At 61.9% G+C, this 22,493-nt stretch carries 18 protein-coding genes and 2 pseudogenes; 14 read left to right on the forward strand and 6 right to left on the reverse strand.

Features of this window, described 5'->3' with window-relative positions:
* Positions 1 to 161: 161 nt before the first annotated feature.
* Positions 162 to 1,058, reverse strand: coding sequence for a PA4780 family RIO1-like protein kinase (locus J3P93_RS24165; protein WP_090281144.1), 897 nt, complete (start codon positions 1,056 to 1,058; stop codon positions 162 to 164).
* Positions 1,059 to 1,661: 603 nt separating this feature from the next.
* On the opposite strand from J3P93_RS24165, the pseudogene J3P93_RS24170 reads away from it, so the two are divergent.
* Both J3P93_RS24170 and J3P93_RS24175 read left to right on the forward strand, forming a co-directional pair.
* Positions 1,662 to 2,546: pseudogene (locus J3P93_RS24170) on the forward strand (cache domain-containing protein); the annotation flags it as partial.
* 306 nt (positions 2,547 to 2,852) lie between these two features.
* Positions 2,853 to 3,452 (forward strand): annotated as a pseudogene (locus J3P93_RS24175) (methyl-accepting chemotaxis protein); the annotation flags it as partial.
* 82 nt (positions 3,453 to 3,534) lie between these two features.
* On the opposite strand, the gene J3P93_RS24180 reads toward J3P93_RS24175, so the two are convergent.
* Positions 3,535 to 4,812, reverse strand: coding sequence for an acetyl-CoA C-acetyltransferase (locus tag J3P93_RS24180; protein WP_434592653.1), 1,278 nt, complete (start codon positions 4,810 to 4,812; stop codon positions 3,535 to 3,537).
* Between the two features lie 281 nt (positions 4,813 to 5,093).
* Here J3P93_RS24180 and J3P93_RS24185 point away from each other — a divergent pair, with 281 nt between their 5' ends.
* The 4 genes from J3P93_RS24185 (at position 5,094) to J3P93_RS24200 (ending at position 10,988) form a co-directional block, all read left to right on the forward strand.
* A complete protein-coding gene (locus tag J3P93_RS24185; RefSeq protein ID WP_434592655.1) occupies positions 5,094 to 6,446 on the forward strand; it encodes a 3-oxoacyl-ACP reductase in 1,353 nt (450 codons plus the stop codon).
* A gap of 2 nt (positions 6,447 to 6,448) precedes the next feature.
* Positions 6,449 to 7,303: a MaoC family dehydratase gene (locus J3P93_RS24190; RefSeq protein WP_434592657.1), complete on the forward strand. Its 855-nt coding sequence runs from the start codon at positions 6,449 to 6,451 to the stop codon at positions 7,301 to 7,303.
* 302 nt (positions 7,304 to 7,605) lie between these two features.
* Complete coding sequence (locus tag J3P93_RS24195; RefSeq protein WP_434592660.1) at positions 7,606 to 9,183, forward strand: collagen-like triple helix repeat-containing protein; 1,578 nt, start codon at positions 7,606 to 7,608, stop codon at positions 9,181 to 9,183.
* A 134-nt stretch (positions 9,184 to 9,317) separates the two neighbouring features.
* Complete coding sequence (locus J3P93_RS24200; protein ID WP_434592662.1) at positions 9,318 to 10,988, forward strand: ShlB/FhaC/HecB family hemolysin secretion/activation protein; 1,671 nt, start codon at positions 9,318 to 9,320, stop codon at positions 10,986 to 10,988.
* A 953-nt stretch (positions 10,989 to 11,941) separates the two neighbouring features.
* Here the strand turns inward: J3P93_RS24200 and J3P93_RS24205 are convergent.
* Together J3P93_RS24205 and J3P93_RS24210 are read right to left on the reverse strand one after the other, a co-directional pair.
* The gene (locus J3P93_RS24205; protein WP_434592664.1) at positions 11,942 to 12,343 is read right to left on the reverse strand and encodes a response regulator; all 402 of its coding nucleotides are present in this window, start codon (positions 12,341 to 12,343) and stop codon (positions 11,942 to 11,944) included.
* A 71-nt stretch (positions 12,344 to 12,414) separates the two neighbouring features.
* Positions 12,415 to 12,630, reverse strand: coding sequence for a Flp family type IVb pilin (locus J3P93_RS24210; protein ID WP_434592666.1), 216 nt, complete (start codon positions 12,628 to 12,630; stop codon positions 12,415 to 12,417).
* Positions 12,631 to 12,959: 329 nt separating this feature from the next.
* On the opposite strand from J3P93_RS24210, the gene cpaB reads away from it, so the two are divergent.
* Genes cpaB through J3P93_RS24250 form a run of 8 tightly spaced genes read left to right on the forward strand, consistent with a single transcriptional unit; the run spans position 12,960 to position 20,409 of the window.
* Positions 12,960 to 13,901 (forward strand): Flp pilus assembly protein CpaB, encoded by a 942-nt coding sequence (cpaB, locus tag J3P93_RS24215; RefSeq protein WP_434592668.1) that lies wholly within the window; start codon positions 12,960 to 12,962, stop codon positions 13,899 to 13,901.
* Between the two features lie 20 nt (positions 13,902 to 13,921).
* Positions 13,922 to 15,139: a type II and III secretion system protein family protein gene (locus tag J3P93_RS24220; RefSeq protein ID WP_090281122.1), complete on the forward strand. Its 1,218-nt coding sequence runs from the start codon at positions 13,922 to 13,924 to the stop codon at positions 15,137 to 15,139.
* Positions 15,136 to 16,326, forward strand: coding sequence for an AAA family ATPase (locus tag J3P93_RS24225; RefSeq protein ID WP_434592670.1), 1,191 nt, complete (start codon positions 15,136 to 15,138; stop codon positions 16,324 to 16,326). Before J3P93_RS24220 ends, J3P93_RS24225 begins: the two co-directional genes overlap by 4 nt.
* Complete coding sequence (locus J3P93_RS24230) at positions 16,323 to 17,591, forward strand: CpaF family protein (RefSeq protein WP_434592673.1); 1,269 nt, start codon at positions 16,323 to 16,325, stop codon at positions 17,589 to 17,591. Before J3P93_RS24225 ends, J3P93_RS24230 begins: the two co-directional genes overlap by 4 nt.
* 18 nt (positions 17,592 to 17,609) lie before the next feature.
* Positions 17,610 to 18,494, forward strand: a complete 885-nt coding sequence (locus tag J3P93_RS24235) for a type II secretion system F family protein (RefSeq protein WP_434592676.1) — start codon at positions 17,610 to 17,612, stop codon at positions 18,492 to 18,494.
* A gap of 1 nt (position 18,495) precedes the next feature.
* Positions 18,496 to 19,380, forward strand: a complete 885-nt coding sequence (locus J3P93_RS24240) for a type II secretion system F family protein (protein WP_434592679.1) — start codon at positions 18,496 to 18,498, stop codon at positions 19,378 to 19,380.
* Positions 19,381 to 19,403: 23 nt separating this feature from the next.
* Complete coding sequence (locus tag J3P93_RS24245) at positions 19,404 to 20,126, forward strand: hypothetical protein (protein ID WP_434592682.1); 723 nt, start codon at positions 19,404 to 19,406, stop codon at positions 20,124 to 20,126.
* 10 nt (positions 20,127 to 20,136) lie between these two features.
* Positions 20,137 to 20,409, forward strand: coding sequence for a DUF3613 domain-containing protein (locus tag J3P93_RS24250; protein WP_093105087.1), 273 nt, complete (start codon positions 20,137 to 20,139; stop codon positions 20,407 to 20,409).
* A 651-nt stretch (positions 20,410 to 21,060) separates the two neighbouring features.
* On the opposite strand, the gene J3P93_RS24255 is transcribed toward J3P93_RS24250, so the two are convergent.
* Together J3P93_RS24255 and J3P93_RS24260 are read right to left on the reverse strand one after the other, a co-directional pair.
* Positions 21,061 to 21,849 carry a response regulator transcription factor gene (locus J3P93_RS24255; protein WP_434592686.1) on the reverse strand — a complete coding sequence of 263 codons (789 nt, stop codon included), beginning with the start codon at positions 21,847 to 21,849 and terminating at the stop codon, positions 21,061 to 21,063.
* Positions 21,850 to 21,977: 128 nt separating this feature from the next.
* Entirely contained in the window at positions 21,978 to 22,448 is a 471-nt protein-coding gene (locus J3P93_RS24260; protein ID WP_434592689.1) for a prepilin peptidase, read from the reverse strand.
* Between the last annotated feature and the right edge of the window lie 45 nt (positions 22,449 to 22,493).

Here is a 22,493-nt window from a genome sequence, read left to right on the forward strand (position 1 = left end):
GTAGGAGTGAGCCTGCTCGCGATTGCGGCGGTTCAGCCTATGGAGATGCTGACTGTGCTGACGCTATCGCGAGCAGGCTCACTCCTACAGGGGATTCGTGGTGCATTGGCAACGGAGCAAGCACAAAAAACCCGGCCGAAGCCGGGTTTCTGTTCACGCAATCACTGCATCCACGGCGGTGGAGGCGGTTCCTCGGACTTGCCTTTAGGCTCGTCGTCGGCCGCGCGAATGGCCTGCTTGCGTTCCTCGTCGAGGCGCGCCGCTTCGATCTCGCGCAACACGCCGCCCACATCGGCCAGGTCTTCCGGATCGTCGAACTCACCGGTCAGCACGCTGTTGGGGTGCAAGGTGCCGGCTTCGTACAACGCCCACATTTCCTTGGCGTACTTGGTCTTCTTCAGCTCCGGGGCAAAGCGACCGAAGTACGAAGCCATGTTGCCGACATCGCGCTCGAGCATGCTGAATGCGTGGTTGTTGCCGGCGGCGTCGACCGCTTGCGGCAGGTCGATGATCACCGGGCCGGTCGGGGTCAGCAGCACGTTGAACTCCGAGAGGTCACCGTGCACCAGACCGGTACACAACATCAGCACGATCTGCGAAATCAGGAACGCGTGATATTCGCGCGCCTGATCCGGCTCCAGCACCACGTCGTTCAGACGCGGCGCAGCGTCGCCGAACTCGTCGGCCACCAGCTCCATCAACAGCACGCCGTCGAGGAAGTCATAGGGTTTGGGCACGCGTACGCCGGCACCGGCCAGACGGAACAGCGCCGCCACTTCGGCGTTCTGCCAGGCGTCTTCGGTCTCTTTGCGACCGAACTTGGAGCCCTTGGCCATCGCGCGAGCCTGTCGGCTGTTGCGCACCTTGCGACCTTCCTGATACTCGGCCGCCTGGCGGAAACTGCGTTTGTTCGCCTCCTTGTAGACCTTGGCGCAACGTAACTGATTGCCGCAGCGCACCACATAAACAGCTGCTTCTTTACCACTCATCAGTGGGCGCAGCACTTCGTCGACCAGACCGTCCTCGATCAGGGGTTCAATGCGTTTTGGAGTCTTCATCAGCTTTTATTGTGGGTCCTTTATTACCAAACACGCGAATGTCACTCGTTATACGGCAATCGTCGCATCACGGGGAGGGGGTGCCGACCTGTGAACGTAGAGAATGCACACACTGTGCCGGATTACAGGGCCAACTCTGCGCTCGCGCATCGACCGATGCGAATCATAGCCGAGCCCGGTGAGTTTGTTGGCCCCCGTCTGCAAGGGCATTTGCGACAGAATCTGACATGGGCGCCCGATGACCCTTCGGCAGTTTTTTTTCGCGCTGCCTCAATTTCCGGTTTGCGCAGCCGAAGCCCTGAGTGACAGAGGGATCTGTTCGACAATCGTTCCACAACAATCTGCGATGCCGCGCCCAGGGAAACGGGTGATCCACAACGTTTTCGGCTGCCAATAAACCACAAGTCATCTGCACTGCGTGGGCCTACAAGAAAATCTGGAGCGCGGATGAACATCAAACAGAAGTTGACGTGGGCGTTTGCAATCATCGCCTGCTTGCCGGTGGTGCTGGTCGCTACCCTCGTGGTGATGAACCTGCGCAGCGATGCCCGGGACAGTTTTGTCGACAGCAGCGGCCGCGAGATCCGTCAGGTCAGCAACGCCATGCAGTTGTTTTTTGACGGCATCAGCCAGAACGTCGATTACCTGGCGTCGCAACCGCTGATCAAGAACACCGACGACAGCCTCAAGACCTACATGAGCGCCAACGCCGAAACCATTCCGCAGGGCGAGATGGACAAAAAGGTCTTTGCGTTTCTGCAGGACCTGGGCAACGCCCACCCCGCTTACGCCTACGCGATTGTCGGCACCGCTGCCGGCGGTTATGTGTCGTGGCCGGACGATCCCAAGCTAAACAATTACGACCCGCGCCAGCGCCCATGGTACAAGGCCGCTCAGGCCAAACCGGGCAAACCGTTTCGCACCGCCGCTTATTACTGGGCGCAGGACGATGCCACCTACGTCAGCACCGTGCGTACCATCGACAACAAACTCGGCAGCAACGGCGGCGTGGTCAGCATCGACGTGACGCTCAAGCAGCTCACCGAAATCGTCAAGCAGATCAAGCTCGGTGACAGCGGTTACCTGATGCTGCTGGAAAACAGCGGCACGGTGCTGGTCGATCCGAAACAGCCGGAGCACAACTTCAAGCCACTCGACAGCCTCGGCGAGGGTTATGCGCAACTGGCCAAGGCTGGCAAAGGGCTGGTCGAAGTCGAGCTCAACGGCGAACGCTACATGGCCAACGTCTGGCCATCGGAGCAACTGGGCTGGACCTTTGTCGGCCTGATCAAGCAGAGCGATGTGATGAGTTCGGCCACGCAACTGACCTGGTTGATCGCGATCATCGCCGCCGTGCTCGCCGTGCTGTTCGCCGTGGTCGGCGCCAGTTTCGCCAGCCTCATCGTGCGGCCGATTCGCAGCGTCGCCAGTGGCCTGGAAGGCATCGCCCAGGGCGAAGGCGACCTGACCAAAAACCTCGATATCCGGGGCAGCGATGAAACCGCGCAACTGGCCAACTGGTTCAACCAGTTCCTGACGGCGATCCGCAGCCTGATCCAGCACATCGGCGGCGCGGCGGGGAAAATTCTCGCGACGTCACAAAGTTCGACCCAAGTCTCCAGTGACATGGCCGAAGCGGCCGGGCGTCAGCGCGAAGCGGTCGATATGGTGTCGACGGCGTTCCATGAAATGGTCGCCACCGCCAACGAAGTCGCCCGCTCGTGCAGTCAAGCGGCAGACTCGGCCGACAGCGGCCAGCGTCAGGCTCGGCAAGGCCAGCAACAGATCGATGCAGCGGTGCACAGCGTCGATCAGTTGAGCCAGGAACTCGAGCAGTCGGCACAGTCGATGCAGCAACTGGAGCGCGACAGCACCGATATCCAGTCGATCCTCGGCACCATCCGCTCGATCGCCGAGCAGACCAACCTGCTGGCACTCAACGCCGCCATCGAGGCCGCGCGTGCCGGTGAACAGGGCCGCGGTTTTGCCGTGGTCGCCGACGAGGTTCGCGCGCTGGCCAAACGCACCGCGGATTCGACGGCGGAAATTGATGGTTTGCTCGGCAACCTGGCCAAGCGCACCAGCCAGGTCACCCAACAGATGCACGCCAGCCTGCAGGTCTCGCAGCAATCGGTGACGCGCATCGGCGAGGCGCGGGAAAGCTTCGGGCAGATCCGCGAATCGGTGGACGTGATCCGCGACATGAACACGCAGATCGCCACGGCGGCGGAAGAGCAGCATCAAGTGGCTGAGGACATCAATCGGCACATCAGCCAGATTCATGGGGATGCGCAGTTGGTGGCGGAACTGGCTAATTCGGCGAGGCTGGATTCGCAGAGTCTGGCGGGGTTGTCGAGTGAACTGGATGGGTTGGTCAGACGGTTTAGGACCTAACCTCAAAAGCCCCTCATCGGAACGCCGCCCGCCCAGCCCTCTCCCAAAGGGAGAGGGTTTAGGGTGAGGGGCTCTTCTGGCGTTAGCGTTCAATGATAGCGGTGACGCCTTGGCCCCCGGCGGCACAAATCGAGATCAGCCCGCGGCCCTTGCCCGCCGCATCCAGCAACTTCGCCAGGTTCGCCACTATGCGCCCACCCGTTGCAGCAAACGGATGCCCGGCCGCCAGCGAGCTGCCCTTCACGTTCAGCCGGCTGCGGTCGATCGAGCCCAGCGGCGCGTCGAGGCCCAAGCGGGTCTTGCAGTAGTCGGGGTCTTCCCAGGCCTTGAGCGTGCACAGCACTTGCGCCGCGAACGCTTCATGAATTTCGTAGTAATCGAAATCCTGCAAGGTCAGGCCATTGCGCGCCAGCAAACGCGGCACCGCGTACACCGGGGCCATCAGCAAACCTTCGGCGCCGTTGACGAAATCTACCGCCGCCGCTTCGCCGTCGCGCAGGTACGCGAGGATCGGCAGACCACGTTCTCTGGCCCATTCTTCGCTGCCCAGCAGCACCACCGAGGCGCCATCGGTCAGCGGCGTGGAGTTGCCTGCGGTCAGCGTGCCTTTCGCGCTTTTTTCGAAGGCTGGTTTGAGGCTCGCGAGTTTCTCCACAGTCAGATCCGGGCGCAGGTTGTTGTCGCGGGTCAGGCCGAGGAATGGTGTCATCAGGTCGTTGTGCCAGCCTTCGCTGTAGGACGCGGCGAGTTTGTGATGGCTTTCGAGGGCCAGTTGATCCTGTTCTTCGCGGGGGATCTGCCAGGTCTGCGCCATCAACTCACAGTGCTGCCCCATCGACAGGCCGGTGCGTGGCTCGCCGTTGCGCGGAAAATCCGGAATCAGATGCTGAGGCCGCAACTGCAGAAAGGACTTCAGCTTGTCGCCAGTGCTCTTGGCGCGGTTGGCTTGCAGAAGAATCTTGCGCAGGCCTTCGCTGACGCCGATCGGCGCGTCCGACGTGGTATCCACGCCGCCAGCGATGCCGCAGTCGATCTGACCTAGGGCGATCTTGTTCGCCACCAGGATCGCCGCTTCCAGACCGGTGCCGCAGGCTTGCTGGATGTCGTAGGCCGGGGTGGCCGGTGACAGGCGCGAGCCAAGCACGCATTCGCGGGTCAGGTTCATATCCCGTGACAATTTCAGCACCGCGCCTGTGACCACCTCGCCGAGGCGCTGGCCGTGCAGGTTATAGCGTTCGATCAGGCCTTCGAGGGCGGCGGTGAGCATCGCCTGATTGCTGGCCGTGGCGTACGGTCCGTTGGAGCGGGCGAAGGGGATACGGTTACCGCCGATGATCGCGACGCGGCGCAGCTGGGTCATGAATAACTCCTTTTCACAATAATTGGATTCGATGCGGTCCCCTGTAGGAGTGAGCCTGCTCGCGATAGCGGTGTGCCTGTCAGCCAATTGTTATCTGACACGCCGCTATCGCGAGCAGGCTCACTCCTACAGGGCCCGCGTTGTTTCCGAATTTGTGTTTGGCAACAAAACTACCGCAGCCAAACTACTCTGCTTTGCAGCGTAGGCCTTATTGCGCTGATCGAACGATTGATTGCCGTCGGCAGTCCACACTTTGAACCCCAACCTCTGGAGAGCGTTCCATGTCTGACCGCTATATCGACTTCGCCAACTCGTCCCTCGGCCACCGTCTGGTCGGGGCGTTGGGCCTGCCGTCGCCGGTGCGGCTGGAACGCTGGCAGGCCGGGCGCCTGCGGCCGGTCGAGGGCGCGCTGCTGATCGGTGGCGGGCCACTGACCGAACGCATCAGTGCCTTTGCCAATCGCTTGACCGATGGCATTTACCGCTACGGCGAGCAACCGGCGAGCGCCAGCGAATGGATTCCGGGGCATGGGCCGAAACTCAAGGCGGTGGTGTTCGATGCCAGCGCATTGCAGCACACCGACCAGCTCAAACAACTGCGCGAGTTTTTCCAGCCGTTACTGAAGAACCTCGAACACAGCGCACATCTGATCATTCTTGGTCGCGCGCCGGAAACCCTCAGCGATCCGTTCGCGGCGAGTGCACAGCGTGCGCTGGAAGGTTTTTCCCGTTCGCTGGCCAAGGAGCTGCGCAGCGGCGGCACGCTGCAACTGATCTATGTCGGCGAAGGCGCCGAAGATCAGCTGGAAGGCCCGCTGCGGTTTTTCCTCTCGCCCAAGAGCGCGTTCATCTCGGGTCAGGTGATTCGTCTCAGCCCCTGCGCAACGCCGGTCAGCGACTGGACGCGACCACTGGCTGGACGTAAAGCGCTGGTCACCGGCGCGGCGCGCGGCATCGGCGCATCGATTGCCGAAACCCTCGCTCGCGATGGTGCCGAAGTGATTCTGCTCGACGTGCCGCCGGCCAAAGCCGATCTGGAAGCCCTCGCCGCCCGCCTCGGCGGGCGCAGCATCACCCTGGATATCTGCGCAGAAGACGCCGCCGCGCAACTGATCGAACAGCTCCCGGACGGCCTCGACATTCTGGTGCACAACGCCGGAATCACCCGCGACAAGACCCTGGCCAACATGACCCCGGAATTCTGGGACGCGGTGCTCGCGGTCAATCTCAATGCCCCGCAGGTGCTGACCAAGGCCCTGCTCGACAGCGGCACCCTGCGTGACAACGCGCGGGTGGTTCTGCTCGCCTCAATCAGCGGCATCGCCGGCAACCGCGGGCAAACCAACTACGCCGCGAGCAAGGCCGGGTTGATCGGCCTGGCGCAAGCCTGGGCGCCGACTCTGCTGCCACGCGGCATCAGTATCAACGCCGTCGCGCCGGGTTTTATAGAAACGCAAATGACTGCACACATTCCCTTCGGCCTGCGCGAGGCCGGGCGCCGCATGAGTTCGCTGGGCCAGGGCGGCTTGCCGCAGGATGTCGCCGAGGCAGTGGCGTGGCTGGCGCAGCCGGGCAGCGGCGCGTTCACCGGGCAGGCGCTGCGGGTCTGCGGTCAAAGCGTTCTGGGGGCCTAGGCATGAGCATCGAATGGCACACGCTGGACCGCGAACCGAACCTGCCCGCGCTGTACGCCAGGGCGGCAACGCGGCGCAAGATCACCGGCACGCAACTGCCCGACCGAGGACTGCGCTGCTGGGTCGACATCGACGGCAAACGTCTGGCAGCGTATCGCAAGGTCTGCGGCTTCGCCGACGACGGTTTGCTGCCACCGACGTATCCGCACATCCTTGCCTTCGCCTTGCAGATGCAATTGCTCACGGACAAGGAATTCCCGTTTCCGCTGCTGGGGCTGGTTCATTTGAGCAACCGCATTCGTGTGCTGCGACCGCTGGGCGCGATCAGCCGGGCGCAGGTCAGCGTGCGTGTGCACAACCTGCAAGCGCATGCCAAAGGCGCGACGTTCGATCTGTTGACCACGCTGGATGATCAACTCGGGCCGTTGTGGGAGGCGCAAAGCCAGATGCTCTGTCGCGGGGTGAAACTCGACGGCGAGCCCGCCGAGCAAATCTGGCAACCCGCGCAAGCGCTGTTGGAGGTGGCGCACTGGCAAGCGCCGGCGGACATCGGCCGGCAATACGCGAAAGTGTCCGGCGACTACAACCCGATTCACCTGAGCGCCGCCAGCGCCAAACTGTTCGGCTTTCCCACCGCCATCGCCCACGGTTTGTGGAACAAGGCGCGCACGCTGGCGGCACTCGCCGAGCATCTGCCCAAAGCCAATCTGGAGATCGCCGTGCATTTTCGCAAACCGGTACGCCTGCCCAGCGAAGTCACGTTGCTGGCGAGTGCGGCGGGCTCCAGCGGCGAGTTGCGGCTGGTCGGTGCCGGGGAGCTTGAGCACATGGTGGGCCAGTGGCAGCCGATTGCCTGACGATCCAAGCGCAGAAAGCCGTTAATTGTATGTATATAACTTAAGTTTTTTGCTCGCCACTGCTCGCTTCTGAAAAATCCCAAGCCTTGATTCTCAAGGCTTTTTTTTGCGTCGCTATTACCAGGGTATTAGTCCTTAGGCAGAGCGCCACGCCCTTCGTATAAAGGCGTTAATACCAACTTGAGAATGGTGCGAAATCATCCGTCGACTGAGATTAGAGCCATGGACGAGGCATCGCCGACAACAGATCGGCGGGCCATCGAAGGCAACGTAACGTTGTGACAGGTGCAGGAATCTCGATCATGAAAACTCAAGTGATGTGGTCCAAATCGGCAATTGCACTGGCATTGATCCTCTCCCTCGGCATCGCCGGCTGCAGCAGCGGCGGTGGCGGCCATCGCAGCAGTTCGGGCGGTTCAGGCAGCTCGACCGCGGATGGCACGGCGGGCACCGATGGATCGGGCGGCACGGGTGGAACCACTGGCGGTGGTGATACCGCAGGCACTGGCGGCACTGGCGGCGGCACCGGTGGAACGGGTGGCGGCACTGGCGGAACCGGCGGCGGCACCGATCCGACGAACCCGACCAACCCGACTGATCCCACCAATCCGACCAACCCGACCGCACCAGCGCTCGTGACCACCACGCTGGTACAGGATGTCGGCAAAACCGTCAGCGGTGTCGGCGATGGCGTGGGTCAGATCGGCGACTCCCTGAGTGGCGTTCCAGTGGCCGGCGGCATCGTGCAAAGCGCGGCCAACACGGCGGGCAACGTAGTCAGCACCTTGGGTGATGGCGTCAGCACCGGTATCGGCAAACTGGCCACCGACCCGAAAGGCCTGACCACTACCGTAGCCTCGGTCGGCGGCGTGGTGTCGGATGTTGGCGACGGTGTCTCGGACCTGAGCGGCAAACTGGCGAGCGCTACCAGCAGCGTGCCGGTGGTCGGCGGCGTGGTCACCAAAGTGGCACCGGTACTCGATGGCGTCGGCGTCAAAGTCACCATGCTCGGCGACACGCTCAACACCACCCTGAGCAACGGCCCGACCAGTCAGCTGACCAACAAAGTCGGCAGCAGCCTGGTCCCGGTGATCGCCATGGTCGAGAGCACCACCGACAAACTCGGCGATGCCACCGGCCTCGGCGATCCGCTCAAAGGCGCGGTGGCGCAAGTGGGCGGCGCGGTGAACTCTCTTGGCGGTAAAGTCACCGGCGCCGGTAGCGGCAATGCGCTGACCAACACGCTGGGCGGTGCGCTGAGCAACGCCGGCACGGCGGTCGGCAAAGCCGGTGGTCTGGTGTCCAACGGCAGCGGTTCCGGCACTGGCGGTGGTCTGGGTGGCGGTCTGGGCGGCACCGGCCTGCTGCAAACGGTCGGCGGTGCGGTGGTCAACGTCGGCGCAGGCCTCAACGCGGGCAATACCAATGGCGTGGTCAGTGCCGGTGGTGTGACCGCTGGCGGTCTGGGCAACACCATCGCTTCGCTCAACACCGTACTCGGTGGCTCCGGTACTCCGATCACCGCCACCACGTCACCGCTGGCCACCGTCGGCGCCGCTGTCGGCGCAGGTCTGAACCCGGTCACCAGCGCGGTCACCAGCGTCACCCAGCAGGTCGGCGCCGCCACCGGCCTCGGCTCACCTGTCGCGGGCCTCACCGGTCAGGTCGGCGGCGCGGTCAGCAGCCTCGGCAACAGCATTGCCGCGACCAACAATCCGGTCACTACAGCGGTCGGTGGTCTGGTCAACAACGTCGGCGGCACTGTCGCGGCGGTGGGTGGCCTGGTCAACGGCGGCACCACCAGCGGCGGCACAGCAACCGGTGGTCTGGGCGGGGTACTCGGTGGTCTGACCGGCACTCTGGGAGGCAACAAACGCTAAATTGCACCTGGCCGATTCGACGGCCTTACCTACAGCGCCTACGCTTGGTTGAGGGCGGAAGATTCCCACGAGTCTTCCGCCTTTTTTCTCAGGAAAAATCCGCCCAGTGCTGCGATCTGACCATGGAGTGTCCTATGCGCGTAATGGCATCCCTGCTGCTGCTCAGCCTCACCTCCACCGCCTTCGCCGACACCCTGCCCAGCTTTCTCAACAGCAACGAAACCATCCGCAACCTGCCCCAGCCGAACCTGCCGGCCGACGCCTATCGCCCGAGCGCCCCGCCGCTGCAAGTGCCGGACCCCGGTGCGACTGCCGCGCAGCCGCTGCTGATGGAAACCAAGGTCAATCTGCAGACCGTGCAGATCGAAGGCGGCACGATCTATCCGCTCAACGAACTGGCCGAAGTCTACAAACCGCTGATCGGCCGACAGACCAGTCTCGCCGACCTGATCGAAGCCACGCGCAACATCACTCGCCGTTATCAACAGGACGGCTATCTGCTGTCCTACGCGTTTTTGCCGCAACAGAACTTCGACGACGGCGTCGCCCGGGTAGTGCTGGTGGAAGGCTACGTGCGCGATATCCAGATGCAGGGCGATGTCGGCCGGGTCAAAGGTCTGCTCGACAAACTGGCGGCAAAGATCCAGGCCGAACGGCCGCTGACCCGCAAGACTTTCGAGCGCTACACCACGCTGATGACGCGTATCCCCGGCGTGACGATCCAGGCCCAGGTGCCGCCGCCGGGCACCACCGATGGCGCCACTACCCTGATCGCCCAGGCCAGTCGCAAACCGTTCACCAGCACCCTGAGCACCACCGAAGACAACCGCAACGGTCCACAGGCCCTGCTCGGCGTCAGCAGCAATTCGCAGACGTCAATGGGCGAGCAACTGACCCTCAGCGGCCTGTTTCCACCGGGCGATGACAAAGAGCATTACTACCGACTCGACTACAGCCAGCTCCTCGACAGCGAAGGCACCCAACTGAACCTCTCGGCCTCCCGCTACCGCGCCGATCCCGACACCGAAGTGCTGGTCAACGGCGGCGGACGGCTCAGCACCCACCGCGAAAACGACCGCTACTCGATCGGTTTCAGCACACCCTTGATCGCCTCTGCCAACGAACTGCTGACCGCCGGCTCACGTCTCTACGCCGTCGACGACAAGACCCGCTACGACGGCATCAACTTCCCGTTCAGCACCGAGTTGCGCACCGACGTCCGCGCCCTCGCCTTCGAAGGCGACTGGCGCAAGGCCGACGCCCGCCAACTGCGCATTCTCAGCGCCGGCGTCTATCAAGGCGTCGACAGCCTCGGCGCACACACTAACTACGACGACATCGACCTGGACTTCTTCCGCGTGCGCCTGTCCGGCGTGCAGAGCGACAAATTTCTCGACAACTGGCAAGGCGTCCTCTCGGCCGCGCTGTACTGGAGCGACGACACCCTGCCCGACAGCGAACGCGCGGTGTTCGGCGGACAAAACTTCGGCCGCGGCTACCCCGACGACCAGGCCTCCGGCGACAAGGGCTGGGGCGTGGCATACGAAGTCAACTACAGCTTCAACCGCGACGGCAACTGGCTGCGCATCCTGCAACCGTACATCGTCCTCGACCGCTCACGCAGCTGGTTCAACCAACTGCCGGTACAGGCCAACAACCTCTCCTCGACTGCCGTCGGGCTGAGGTTCGGTGACGCCAGGTACTACAACATATCGCTGGAAGTGGCCAAGGCCATGTCCGATGAAGCGCTGGATACGTTGAATCGCAAACCGCGGTATAGCGTCAGTTTCAGTTATCAGTTGTAGGGGTGAGGGTGTTCGGCAAAAGCTTATCCAGACTGAGCCACCGCATTCGCGAGCAGGCTCGCTCCCACCATTGGAATGGGTGCGTTCTGGAAAATATTGGGGGGCTGTGAGGTCGCCATCGCGAGCAGGCTCACTCCTACAATTGGACTGTGTGCTTTCAGTTACAGATTGGTCGGAAGTGAGGCCACCAATCGCCAGCAGGCTGGCTCCCACAGTTTGAATGGGGTGGGTTCTGCAGAATATTCGTTGGCTGTGGGGCCGCTATCGCTGGCAAGCCAGCTCCCACAGGTTTTGCGCTGATTTCAAGATCGGTGCATGATCTGTGGGAGCCGGCCTGCTGGCGATGAACGATAACGCGGTGGTGCTGCCGATCAGCCCTGGCAAGCTAAAAAGCCAACCCTCACCCTAGCCCTCTCCCGGAGGGAGAGGGAACCGACCGTGGTGACTTGGAGAGATACGCCGACTTGGGATACCGAGTCGTACTCAGGTTCTGAACGGCCCACAAATCGGCTCCCTCTCCAGGGGGAGAGGGCTGGGCGAGCGGCGTTCCGATGAGGGGCGAATCCACCGAAAATCCCAAGCCATGCGTCGCTTCTCACCACTCAATAGGCCGAGTGTCAGCTCGCCTGCTTTTGATCTTGCGTCACCGGCGACGTCGGAAGGCTGAGCGGAGGGATTGATCCGGGCGTGGGAGCGCAGCGACCGTCTGGCGCAGCCAGACACAGCGGAAGTAGGTGCAGCGAAGCAATCCGTAGCCGCTGCGCCCGGATCGATCCCGGAGCGAAGGAACCCGAGCTTGCGAGGGCCGTACGTAGGAGCTAGCGTTTTTTGCTTACTTTTTTAGGCGCTTGTAAAAAAGTAAGTCGCCGTCAGGCGAAACCGCCAGCAGCCGCACCCGAAGCAACGGATAAATCCCCCCCCCCAAGAACCCGGTCGGCCCACAGGCCGCCGCGTCACCCACCCCGAACCTTGGGAAACAAATTATCCAGCGTCTCAAAAAGCCGAACGTGATAAATCGGCTTGCGAAACAGATCCAGCACCTGCAACCGCAACATATCGCTGACATCCTCCATATCCGCATGCCCCGACATCACAATCACCGGCAAATGCTCCCGCGCCGTATGCTCACGCAAGCGCCGGATCAACGACATCCCCGACTCCTCCGGCATGCGCAGATCCGTAATCACCAAAGCAATATCCGGATGCCGCGTCAGGTGATGCAACGCCTGCTTCACCGACGTCGCGGTATGACAGACAAAGCCCTCCCCCTCCAGCAACTCCGCCAACTCCAGCAACGCGTCCTCTTCATCGTCAACCAGAAGCAACTGTTGGCGGGGCATAGGGAGAGAATTCATGGGCAATCCCTGAAAACTGAAAGTAAACCAGAGTGTAGCCCGAGATCAGCCAACGGCGATCCACACTGCGATCAAGGCGTCGGCCTGGTTACAGCGGTCCCATCCAGACTGGTCAGAATGTTGTTGAAGATCGCCAACACCCGGTCGCCCATCGGGGTAACGAATGCCACAACCACCACCGCGACCATCGCCACGACAATCGCATATTCAATCGCCGAAGCGCCCTCCTCGCTCTTGAACAACAAACGGGCCTTGGCCATCAGATATTCCAGATTCATACCAAACATACGCCTGCTCCTTCGCGCCTCTGGCGCCGACATCACCACCGCGGCAAGGTTCCACCGTGCCACCTGAGCATTGTCAACAAACTCCCACCCAACAACTGTAAGAACGGATTAATCACAAAGCATTAATCCATGCCTGTGCGCGCCATTTCCTGCTGTTAATTGGCCAGGACCCATACTTTAGTGGGTTATTTGCCTGTCATTAATGGCGCTTTTGTACAGATCAGCTAGCGTGCAAATAGCGAAATAGTTGCATGTTCATAGCTGCAGAATCGGGAATTTCTCTCGTTAACAAGTTCGACGGGTAGTGCAGCAGGAAAGGGAGAGCCGTCATGAACAGTCGCGTCACCATGGCCCTTGCCGCCATCCTTCTGTTGGGCGCGATTTTTGTCGGTTATTGGGGGCTGGTCCTCAGTCGACAGCCAGCCCCCGTCGCGCAAGCACCGATCGCCCCGGCGGTCAGCATTGAAAACACTGTCGCGATCGCCGAAGACCAGACTCGCCAACCGGTGGTGGTGCTGCTGCACGATGTGCCGCCCTTCACCGCGCTGACGGCGGCCGATGTGACCGTAGAAAAATTGCGCAGCGCACCGGCCGGTAGCTTGAGCGATGTCGATCAGGCCATTGGTCGCACACCCTGGCGTTCCTTGAGCGCGGGCACCTGGCTCAACGATGAAAGTTTCAGCGCCGGCGGCACGCTGGCGCGGATGATCCGCAGCGATGAGCGCGCGCTGACCGTGGCAGTTGACGAAGTGATCGGCGCGGCCGGGCAATTGCTGCCCGGCGATTACGTCGATGTGTTGCTGTACCTGCGTCAGGACGCCAGCAACCCGCAGCAGTCGGCGCAAATAGTCCTGCCGGCGATGCGCGTGCTCGGCGTTGGCGAGCAGTACGGCCTGACCAACGACGGCCAACCGGCCTCGCCGGCGCTGAGCGCTGAAGACAAACTCAAACAGGATCAACGCCGCCTCGCTGCGCGCACCGTGGTGCTCGCGGTACCGCAGCAACTGCTCAACCGCCTGATGCTCGCCACCCAGGCCGGCACCTTGCGTCTGGCCGTGCGCAGCAGCGAAGAGCAACGCCTGGCCAAATACTGGGCCGGCGAACAACAGTCCTCCGCGCACCTCGAGAACGCCAACAGCCAGCTCTTTCAGTTCACCCAACTGGCCTTGGGCAGCGGACCGAAAACACCGTCCGGCAGCGGCTCAAACGCAGTCGCGCGCCCCGCGGTAGAAATCATCCGCGGCAATCAGCTCAGCCAACAAAACCCATGACAGCGCAAGGATCCAGGTGCATGCAGAGTCGTTGCAGGTCGACAGGGAAACACATGCTCCGTGTCTTGATGGTGATGGGACTGTCGACGGGTGCGGCATCAGCGGCCGTCGGCAGTTGCTCGACCCTCGGCCGTTTGCCGCCGGTGATCGAGATCGGCGAAGGCTTTCAGCAGGATGTGCAGTCGCCCGTGGCGATCACCCGTCTGGCGATCGGCGATCCGAAAATTGCCGACGTGCACGCCAACGGCAGTTCATCGTTTTTGCTCACTGGCGTGGCGCCCGGCGCGACCAGCCTGATGGTCTGGACGGCCTGTTCAAGCGAGCCGCGCCAGAGCATGGTTTTTGTGCAAGGCGCCGCCACGGCGGCGATGACCGGCAGCCTGCCCTCGGACGATCCAAGCCTGCCCTCGCAGGTGCAGACCGATATTCGTTTTGTCGAGGTCAGCCGGACCAAACTCAAGGAAGCCACCGCCTCGCTGATCGGCACGCGCGGCAATTTTCTTTTCGGCTCGCCCGGCACCCTGCCACCGATTGACGGAGTACCCCAGCCACGCCTGCCGGTGGATAACTCGCTGTTCAATTTCTCGTGGGTCGGCGGCAAGACCATGGCGATCATCAATGCCCTGGAAACCAGTGGCTTTGCCTACACCCTCGCCCGCCCGAGTCTGGTGGCGCTGAACGGGCAGAGCGCGAGCTTTCTTGCGGGCGGTGAAATCCCGATTCCGGTGCCCAGTTCCGGCAGCGACAGCGTGTCGATCGAGTACAAGGAATTCGGCATCCGCCTGACCCTGACGCCGACCATCATCGGCCGTGATCGCATCGCCCTGAAGGTCGCCCCGGAAGTCAGCGAACTGGATTTCGCCAACGCGGTGAACATTGCCGGCACCACGGTGCCCGCGCTGACCATCCGCCGCACCGACACCAGCGTGTCGCTGGGCGATGGCGAAAGCTTCGTGATCAGCGGTTTGATCAGCACCACCAACAGCTCACAGGTGAACAAGTTTCCGGGGCTCGGTGATATCCCGGTGCTCGGCGCGTTTTTCAAGGGCTCGCAGATCAAGCGCGAAGAGCGCGAACTGCTGATGATCGTCACGCCGCATCTGGTGCAGCCACTGGCGGCGGATGCGCAACTGCCGTCGTTGCCGGGGGAAAAACTGCGCAACTATGACCCGAATTTCTACCGCATGTTTTTCCTTGAAAACGGCAATTTCGACAAGCGCAGCGGGTTATCGCAATGAGCCAGAACCTCAGCCAGACGTTCCTCGCCATCACCCGCAACAGCACTGATCTGGAGTGGCTGCAAGGTGCGCTCGCGCCGCTCGGCCAGGTAGTCAGCGCCGGTGGCGGCAGCCTCGACGAGTTGCTGGCATTGGTCGACGTCACGTTCGCCAGTCTTGTATTTGTCGGTCTTGATCGCGAGCACGTGGTCGCGCAAAGCTCCTTGATCGAGGGTGCGCTGGAAGCCAAACCGATGCTGGCGATCGTTGCCCTCGGCGACGGCATGGACAATCAGCTTGTGCTCAATGCCATGCGCGCCGGTGCGCGGGATTTTGTCGCCTATGGTTCACGCTCCAGCGAAGTCGCCGGGCTGGTGCGGCGCTTGAGCAAACGCCTGCCGCCGGTGGCGCCGAACACACAACTGGGCGGGCTGACGGTGATGTACGGTGTGCAGAGCAGTTCTGACGGCGCGCTGTTGGCCAACCACATGGCGCTGGTGGTGCAGAAGAGCGGCCAGCAAACCTTGCTGCTCGACCTCGGTCTGCCGCGCGGTGACAGCCTGGCGCTGCTCGGGCTGGAAAGTTCGTTTCATTTTGGCGATGCCTTGCGCCACTTGCGCCGGCTCGACGCGACACTGATCGACAGCGCCTTCACCAGCACCGAAGCCGGCCTGCGCATCCTCGCCTATGCAAGCAATGACGAGCCGCTGGAAAACACCAGCGCCGCCGAGCTGTACATGTTGCTCAGCGCTCTGCGCCAGCACTTCCAGCACATCGTCGTGAACCTCACCGGGCAGAGCGACAGCGAAGCCTTGCGCACCTTTGTCAGCCACTGCGACAAGCTGCTCTGGTACACCGACCAGAACGTGCTCAACTGCCGACGCAACCTCGCTGTGCTCAATCTGTGGCGGGAAAAAGGCATGAAGCTCGACCACGGTCGCCTGCTGGTTGACCGCTATTTGAGCAGCGTCGCGCCGAACGCGGAAACCCTCGGCAAGACCTTCAACCTCGAGGTGATCGCCACCCTGGCCCTGACCCCGGAAGTGCGCCTGAACGCAAAAAACCAGGGCGTCAGCCTGTTCGAACTGGCCCCGCGCGAGAAACTCACGCAGAGCCTGCGCGCTCTTGGCGAACGCCTGGCGAAACGCTCCGAGGGGCTGGCGAAACCCAAAGTCACCTGGTTCAACCGTTTGCGAGGCAGCTCATGAACGCAGAAAAACTGTTCGGCAGCGCACCGCGCGCCGGTAACGGCAACAGCGATCACGAAGGCCTGAAACTGGTCCTGCATCGCTACATCATCGATGCCCTTGAGGAGTCAGGGAAAAATCTTCTGGAAGGCTCGCGGCAGCAACTCGCGCAGTTCGTCACCGACAAGGTCGCCGAATACATCGCCCGTCTGCACCTGGCGATTTCGCGCTATGAAATGGAGCGGCTGGCGGAAGAAATCGTCGACGAGCTGACCGGTTTCGGCCCGCTGGAAGTGCTGCTGCGCGACCCTTCGGTGACCGAAATTCTGGTCAATGGCCCGCACCGGGTGTTCATCGAACGCGACGGCGTGCTGCATCAAAGCGATCTGCGTTTTATCGATGCGCATCATGTCGAACGAGTCATGCAGCGGATTCTTGCGCCGCTCGGGCGGCGCCTCGACGAGTCTTCGCCGATGGTCGATGCACGTCTGCCAGATGGCAGCCGGGTCAATGCGATCATTCCGCCGATCGCCCTCGACGGGCCGTGTCTGTCGATTCGCAAATTTCGCAAGGACATGCTCAAGAGCAGCGATCTGATGGCGATGCAGACCATCGACCTGGCGATCTTCGAGTTTTTTCAGAACGCGGTGGGCAAGCGCTGCAACATCCTCATCAGCGGCGGCACCGGCACCGGCAAGACCACGCTGCTGAACATTCTCAGCCAGTTGATCAACCCCCACGAACGTCTGGTGACCATTGAGGACGTCGCCGAATTGCAGCTCGGCCATCCGCATGTGGTGCGTCTGGAAACCCGCCCGCCGAATGCCGAAGGGCATGGTGAAGTGAAGGCCAGCGACCTGATACGCAATGCCCTGCGCATGCGCCCGGACCGGATCATCCTCGGCGAGATTCGCGGCGTTGAAGTGGTCGATGTACTCACCGCAATGAACACCGGCCACGACGGTTCGATGAGCACCGTGCACGCCAACAATGCTCAGGATGCGTTGCTGCGGCTGGAAACCCTGGTCGGCCTGACCGGTCGTTCCATTGCCGAACGCACCCTGCGCCAGATGATCTGCGCCGCCCTCGACGTCATCATCCAGTTGACGCGCATGCCCGACGGGCGCCGCTGCGTCAGCGAAGTGGTGGAAGTGGTCGGCATTCGCGAAGACGTCTACGTCACCAACACCTTGTTCCGCCTTGATCGCCGTACGGGTTTCGGCTTTCTGCGCGAGGCGGTCAATCCGGCTGGCGACAAGTTGCGTCATGACGCGCATCCGGTCTGACGGCGAGGAGCAGCGAACATGTGGGCACCGCTGATTCTGATCCTTGTCTGCCTGACCCTGCTGGGGCTGTCGATCCGCCTGTTCCTGCAAGGCCTGCGCAAGACTGCCACGGAAAAAGTACTCAACCGACTGGCCGCCGGGCAACCGCAACTGGCGGCGGAAAAACCGATCTGGGTCGGGCTGGAACGGATGTTTCTGCGCGCAGGCCTGGGCCGCCCGACCGAGCGTTTCGGCCTGTGGCTGAGTCTGTGGGCAGTGGCGATGGGCTTGGGTTTTGTGGCCGCCGAGTGGATCGGCCTGCTGCTGATGGTGGTCGTGCCGCCTCTGACGCTGCGGCTGTACATCGCCTTCCTTTACCGGCGCCGGATCAAACGCATGATCGAGCAACTGCCGCAGTTGCTCGATCACACCGTACGCAGCCTGAAGTCCGGGCGCACCCTGAGCGACGCGGTCATGGGCAGCATCGACGCCAGCGAAGATCCGTTGAAAGCGGCCATGGGCCGGGTGCAGCGCAACGTGCAATTGGGTGTGAACCTGCCCGACGCCGTCAGCGACTTTGCCGAGCTGTATGAACAGGACGAATTGCGCATGTTCGCCCTCGGCCTCAAGGTCAATCACCGCTACGGCGGCAACGCCAGCGAGCTGCTGGAGAATCTGATCAAACTGATCCGCGAACGTGATCAGGGCGCGCGACAACTGCGCGCGCTCACCGGCGAAACACGCATGACCGCCTGGGTGCTTGGCGCATTGCCGCTGCTGTTGGTGAGTTACTTCATGCTGACCAATCCGGGATACATGCTCGGCATGTGGAACGACGCCGGCGGAAGGCAGATGCTGATCAGCGCCGCTGTGCTGCAAGTGGTCGGCAGTCTGGCGCTGTGGCGCATGTTGCGGAGCGTCTGAGATGGTCTGGCTCGCGGCGCTCATGCTGTTGCTCGGCGCGCTGTTGCTGGTGATCAATCACCTGCTGGTCGAGCGGCGCCGGGTGCGGCAGATCAACCAGCGCCTGCAAGGGCAACGGGTGCGCGAAAACCGCTTCGGCAGTTGGCTGCGCGCTGTCGGCAGCAGTCGTTTTGGCCAGCGCTCGGTGAGCATCGACAGCGAAACCCAGACCCTGCTCAACCGCCTCGGCTGGCGCCGCGCCAGCGAACGCTCGCTGTACGCCGCCTGCCAGATCGGCACGCCGCTGCTGACTTTCGGCTTGGCAATCTTTCTGCAGCAGGTGTTCTTCCCCCAAGCCGACAACCGCTGGATCATACCGATGCTCGCCACCGGCGGCGGCTATCTGTTGCCCAAACGCGTGCTCGCCTACGCCGCTGCGCGGCGCCAGCGCACCCTCGCCGTGGAGATTTCCACCTTCATTCCGCTGCTGCGCATCCTCTTCGAATCCGGCATGGCGGTGGAACAGGCACTGCGCGTGCTCAGCAGCGAGGCGCAAAAACTGTTGCCGGAACTGACCGGCGAACTGCGCCTGATTTTGGCGCGGGTCGACAGCGGCCTGGAACTTGGCCAGGAGTTGCACAAAGCGGCGGTGATGCTCGCCGTCGACGAGTTCAGCGATACCTGTGTGATCCTCGAACAACTGATTCACCAGGGCGGCGGCGCGATGAAATCGCTGCTGGCGCTCAAGCAACTGCTGGATGACCGACGCCTGACCCATTTGCAGGAATACATCTCGAAAATGTCGGCAAAGATGTCAGTGGTGATGATGCTGTTTCTGTTTCCAGCCTTGCTGATCGTCCTCGCCGGCCCGGGCTTCACCGCAATTGCCCGGGCCTTCGCAAACTGACCCTGGCTCATGGAGAGCGTTTGATGAAAGCACTGATAATCATGGCAAGTCTGCTGCTGCTCGGCGGTTGCGCCACCGACGGCCAGGCGCCGTGGACGGCGCTGCTGTCACCGAGCAGTTGCAGCAAGATGACCCAGGAGCAGGAACTGGCGTTGAATCTGGCGGACGATCTGGCCAACGACGGCAAACTGCACGCCAGCCTCGCCAACCTGCAAAGCCTGCCGGACAACCTCAGCGAAGTGCGCCTGCGCAAAGCCAAGGTCTACCGCCTGCTCGGCCGCAGCGAAGCCGAACCGTTGTATCGCAGCCTGCTCGGCGGCTGCCTGACCGCCCAGGCCGAACACGGTCTGGGCCAAATCTACGCCGCCCGCAGCGACTACGGCCAGGCCCAGGCCCACCTGCAACGCGCCGCCCGACTGGCACCCACCGACGAGAAAATCCGCAACGACCTTGGCGTCGTCTACCTCAACCAGTTGCGCCTCAACGACGCCCGTTTCGAATTCCTCACCGCCATCGAACTCAAGCAGAACAACGAATTGGCAACGCTGAACATGGTCACCCTGCTGCTGTACCAGAACGACTGGCCGCAAGCCGCCGAGATCGTCAGCCGCGCCAGACTGACCCCGGAACAATTCACCCAGGCCCAACAACGCGCCGAACAACTCAAAGCGCCGGGCAAAGCCAGACCGTCGACTGGCAACCAGGTCGCCGCCGTGGCCGACTCACTGCCGCCGTCGCTCAAATAAGGAGACAGCCATGCATCCCCTCAAAGGCCTGTGCTACCTGACCCTGCTCACCCTGCCCCTCAGCGCCCCCGCCATCGACGCCGGCCCCGCCTCGGCACAACAACAGGAAACCGAAGGCTGGCTGCTCCTGCAAAGCCGCAACAAAGCCGCCTCACCAAAACCGCAAACGGCCACCGCCACCGAACGCGACCTGGCCATGCAGCGCTGGTTGAAAAAGTACAAATACGAGATACCGGATTTTTATGATCCGGATGCGGGTGGGAAGGTTGAGACCAAGAATTAGTGAGGTGGTGAGCTTGCGGAAGCTATCGCGAGCAGGCTCGCTCCCACAATTGGATTGGGTATGTTCAGTCAGGAACGCCTGAAATCAAAAGCCAACCCTCACCCTAGCCCTCTCCCGGAGGGAGAGGGGACTGACCGCGGGGGATGCGAGAGCTTCGCCGACTTGGGATACCTAGTCGAACGCAAGTTTTGAACAGCTCACAAATCAGCTCCCTCTCCCTCGGGAGAGGGCGGGGGTGAGGGGCGAATCCACCACAAATTTCAAGTCGAACAACCGCTTTTCACCACTCAACAATGAGCGTTAGCTCGCGTGCTTTTGATCTTGCCTGACCAGCGACATCGGAAGGCTGAGTGGAGGGATTGATCCGGGCGTGGGAGCGCAGCGACCGTCTGGCGCAGCCAGACACAGCGGACGTAGGTGCAGCGAAGCAAACCGTAGCCGCTGCGCCCGGATCAGTCCCGGAGCGAAGGGACCCGAGCCTGCGAGGGCCGTACGTAGGAGCAAGCCTTTTGGTTACTTTGGGCTGGGCCGGCACTCCGGCGTTTGCCAAAGTGACCCGCTGTAAAAGCGGAACCGCCAGAAGCAACACTCGAAGCAATGGATATGCCCCCAAAACAACCAAAGCCTGGTCGGCCCAGAGGCCGCCAAGGGTCAATGCGCCGTAACCCGCTGCCGCAACGCAGAACCACTGGGCGCCAAGGCCAACGCCAACTGCGTACGATTATGCATATGCGTCAACCGCAACACCTGCGACACATACAACTTCACCGTGTTCTCGGTAATCCCCAATTCACAGGCAATCTGATAATTGGTCTGCCCCTTGCCCACCAACCGCGCCACATCGAGTTGGCGCGGTGACAACTGACTGAACAGCGCCGGCGTCTCCTGCGCCTCGCCCCCGTCAGGCTCACCGCCCGACACATCGCGAGCCACCGCCGCCGGACTGCGCCGGACCTTGTCCAGATCCTGATAAAGATCGTCGATCGACTCCGACAAGAACTGCAATTTCTGATTCAGATGCCCCAGATGCAAATTCTTCTGACGCTCCTGCAGCGCCGCTTCCTGACGCTGCACGCCCTCAAGCAACTCATCCAGATTGATCGGCTTCTGATAGTAATCGGCAATCCCGGCACGCAACGCCTTGATCACATCCTGCTTGTCCGCACGCCCGGTGAGCATGATCGCCTCGAACACCCGATGCTTGCCGGCCAGCCGCTGCAACTCTTGAATCAGCTGAATGCCATCCATGTCCGGCATGTGCAGATCGCTCAGCACCAGGCCGATCTCGGCGTCGTCGTTGAATCGCTCGATCGCCTGCAGACTGGATTGGCACGGCACACAGCGGTAACCGCTGCTTTCCAGAAATTCGCACAGTTCCTCGACCACCAACGGCTGATCGTCGACCACAAGGATTTTCACCGCAGACGTAAGCTTGTTCACGTGCCACTCCATTGCCTTGGGCCTAAGCTGACCATTCCTGTACTGCCAGCGTTTAGCGGTATAACCCGTTCCAGTTGAAAGTAGACCTACTTTCCGACTATGTACATAGGACTAGTGGCGCTTGGCGATCAATGAATCCAATACAACACGGGGACGGCAGCGACCAGCACGAACGGTGCAAATGGCAGCTTTTTTGACGTGTCTGGCCGCAGATTCTCCAAGCGATCTCTAACTCGTTGACTCATATGGAGCCAGAGTCTTGGCGCCAGCAGCATCCAGATCACGCTGGCGATACCCGCGCCAATAAACACACCAAGAATAAACAGACCGTCCGTCGCAAGCCCAAGAGCTGTCATTAATTTCACATCGCCAGCGCCCATGCGCCCCATGAAAAAGCCCGGCAACGTCAGCGCCAGCGCAATCAGAACCGCCCAACCGCCCTGCCCGGCTTCCGCGCCCAGCCAGGTGCTGCCGGTCGCCGATAGATAAACCAGCGCCAGCGCAGCAGCCCCTAAAGTGAGCACATTGGCAATGCGCCTTTGACGCGCATCTTGCGCGGCGCACAACACCAGCCAAAGCAACAGGATAAAACTGTGCATCCGCTAAAAGCCGTCCGTTTTTGCTGAATGATTCTATGCTGATAC

The organism is Pseudomonas sp. R3-57 (assembly GCF_051132065.1).
Classification (GTDB): Bacteria; Pseudomonadota; Gammaproteobacteria; order Pseudomonadales; family Pseudomonadaceae; genus Aquipseudomonas.

Bases quoted from the DNA above. Each gene is read 5' to 3' on its own strand.
- J3P93_RS24250 (WP_093105087.1), top strand. From the start codon at position 20,137: ATGCATCCCCTCAAAGGCCTGTGCTACCTGACCCTGCTCACCCTGCCC.
- J3P93_RS24195 (WP_434592660.1), top strand. From the start codon at position 7,606: ATGAAAACTCAAGTGATGTGGTCCAAATCGGCAATTGCACTGGCATTG.
- J3P93_RS24235 (WP_434592676.1), top strand. From the start codon at position 17,610: ATGTGGGCACCGCTGATTCTGATCCTTGTCTGCCTGACCCTGCTGGGG.
- J3P93_RS24220 (WP_090281122.1), top strand. From the start codon at position 13,922: ATGCAGAGTCGTTGCAGGTCGACAGGGAAACACATGCTCCGTGTCTTG.
- J3P93_RS24165 (WP_090281144.1), bottom strand. From the start codon at position 1,058: ATGAAGACTCCAAAACGCATTGAACCCCTGATCGAGGACGGTCTGGTC.
- J3P93_RS24260 (WP_434592689.1), bottom strand. From the start codon at position 22,448: ATGCACAGTTTTATCCTGTTGCTTTGGCTGGTGTTGTGCGCCGCGCAA.
- J3P93_RS24180 (WP_434592653.1), bottom strand. From the start codon at position 4,812: ATGACCCAGCTGCGCCGCGTCGCGATCATCGGCGGTAACCGTATCCCC.
- J3P93_RS24210 (WP_434592666.1), bottom strand. From the start codon at position 12,630: ATGTTTGGTATGAATCTGGAATATCTGATGGCCAAGGCCCGTTTGTTG.
- J3P93_RS24200 (WP_434592662.1), top strand. From the start codon at position 9,318: ATGCGCGTAATGGCATCCCTGCTGCTGCTCAGCCTCACCTCCACCGCC.
- J3P93_RS24230 (WP_434592673.1), top strand. From the start codon at position 16,323: ATGAACGCAGAAAAACTGTTCGGCAGCGCACCGCGCGCCGGTAACGGC.
- J3P93_RS24205 (WP_434592664.1), bottom strand. From the start codon at position 12,343: ATGAATTCTCTCCCTATGCCCCGCCAACAGTTGCTTCTGGTTGACGAT.
- J3P93_RS24240 (WP_434592679.1), top strand. From the start codon at position 18,496: ATGGTCTGGCTCGCGGCGCTCATGCTGTTGCTCGGCGCGCTGTTGCTG.
- J3P93_RS24185 (WP_434592655.1), top strand. From the start codon at position 5,094: ATGTCTGACCGCTATATCGACTTCGCCAACTCGTCCCTCGGCCACCGT.
- J3P93_RS24190 (WP_434592657.1), top strand. From the start codon at position 6,449: ATGAGCATCGAATGGCACACGCTGGACCGCGAACCGAACCTGCCCGCG.
- cpaB (WP_434592668.1), top strand. From the start codon at position 12,960: ATGAACAGTCGCGTCACCATGGCCCTTGCCGCCATCCTTCTGTTGGGC.
- J3P93_RS24225 (WP_434592670.1), top strand. From the start codon at position 15,136: ATGAGCCAGAACCTCAGCCAGACGTTCCTCGCCATCACCCGCAACAGC.
- J3P93_RS24245 (WP_434592682.1), top strand. From the start codon at position 19,404: ATGAAAGCACTGATAATCATGGCAAGTCTGCTGCTGCTCGGCGGTTGC.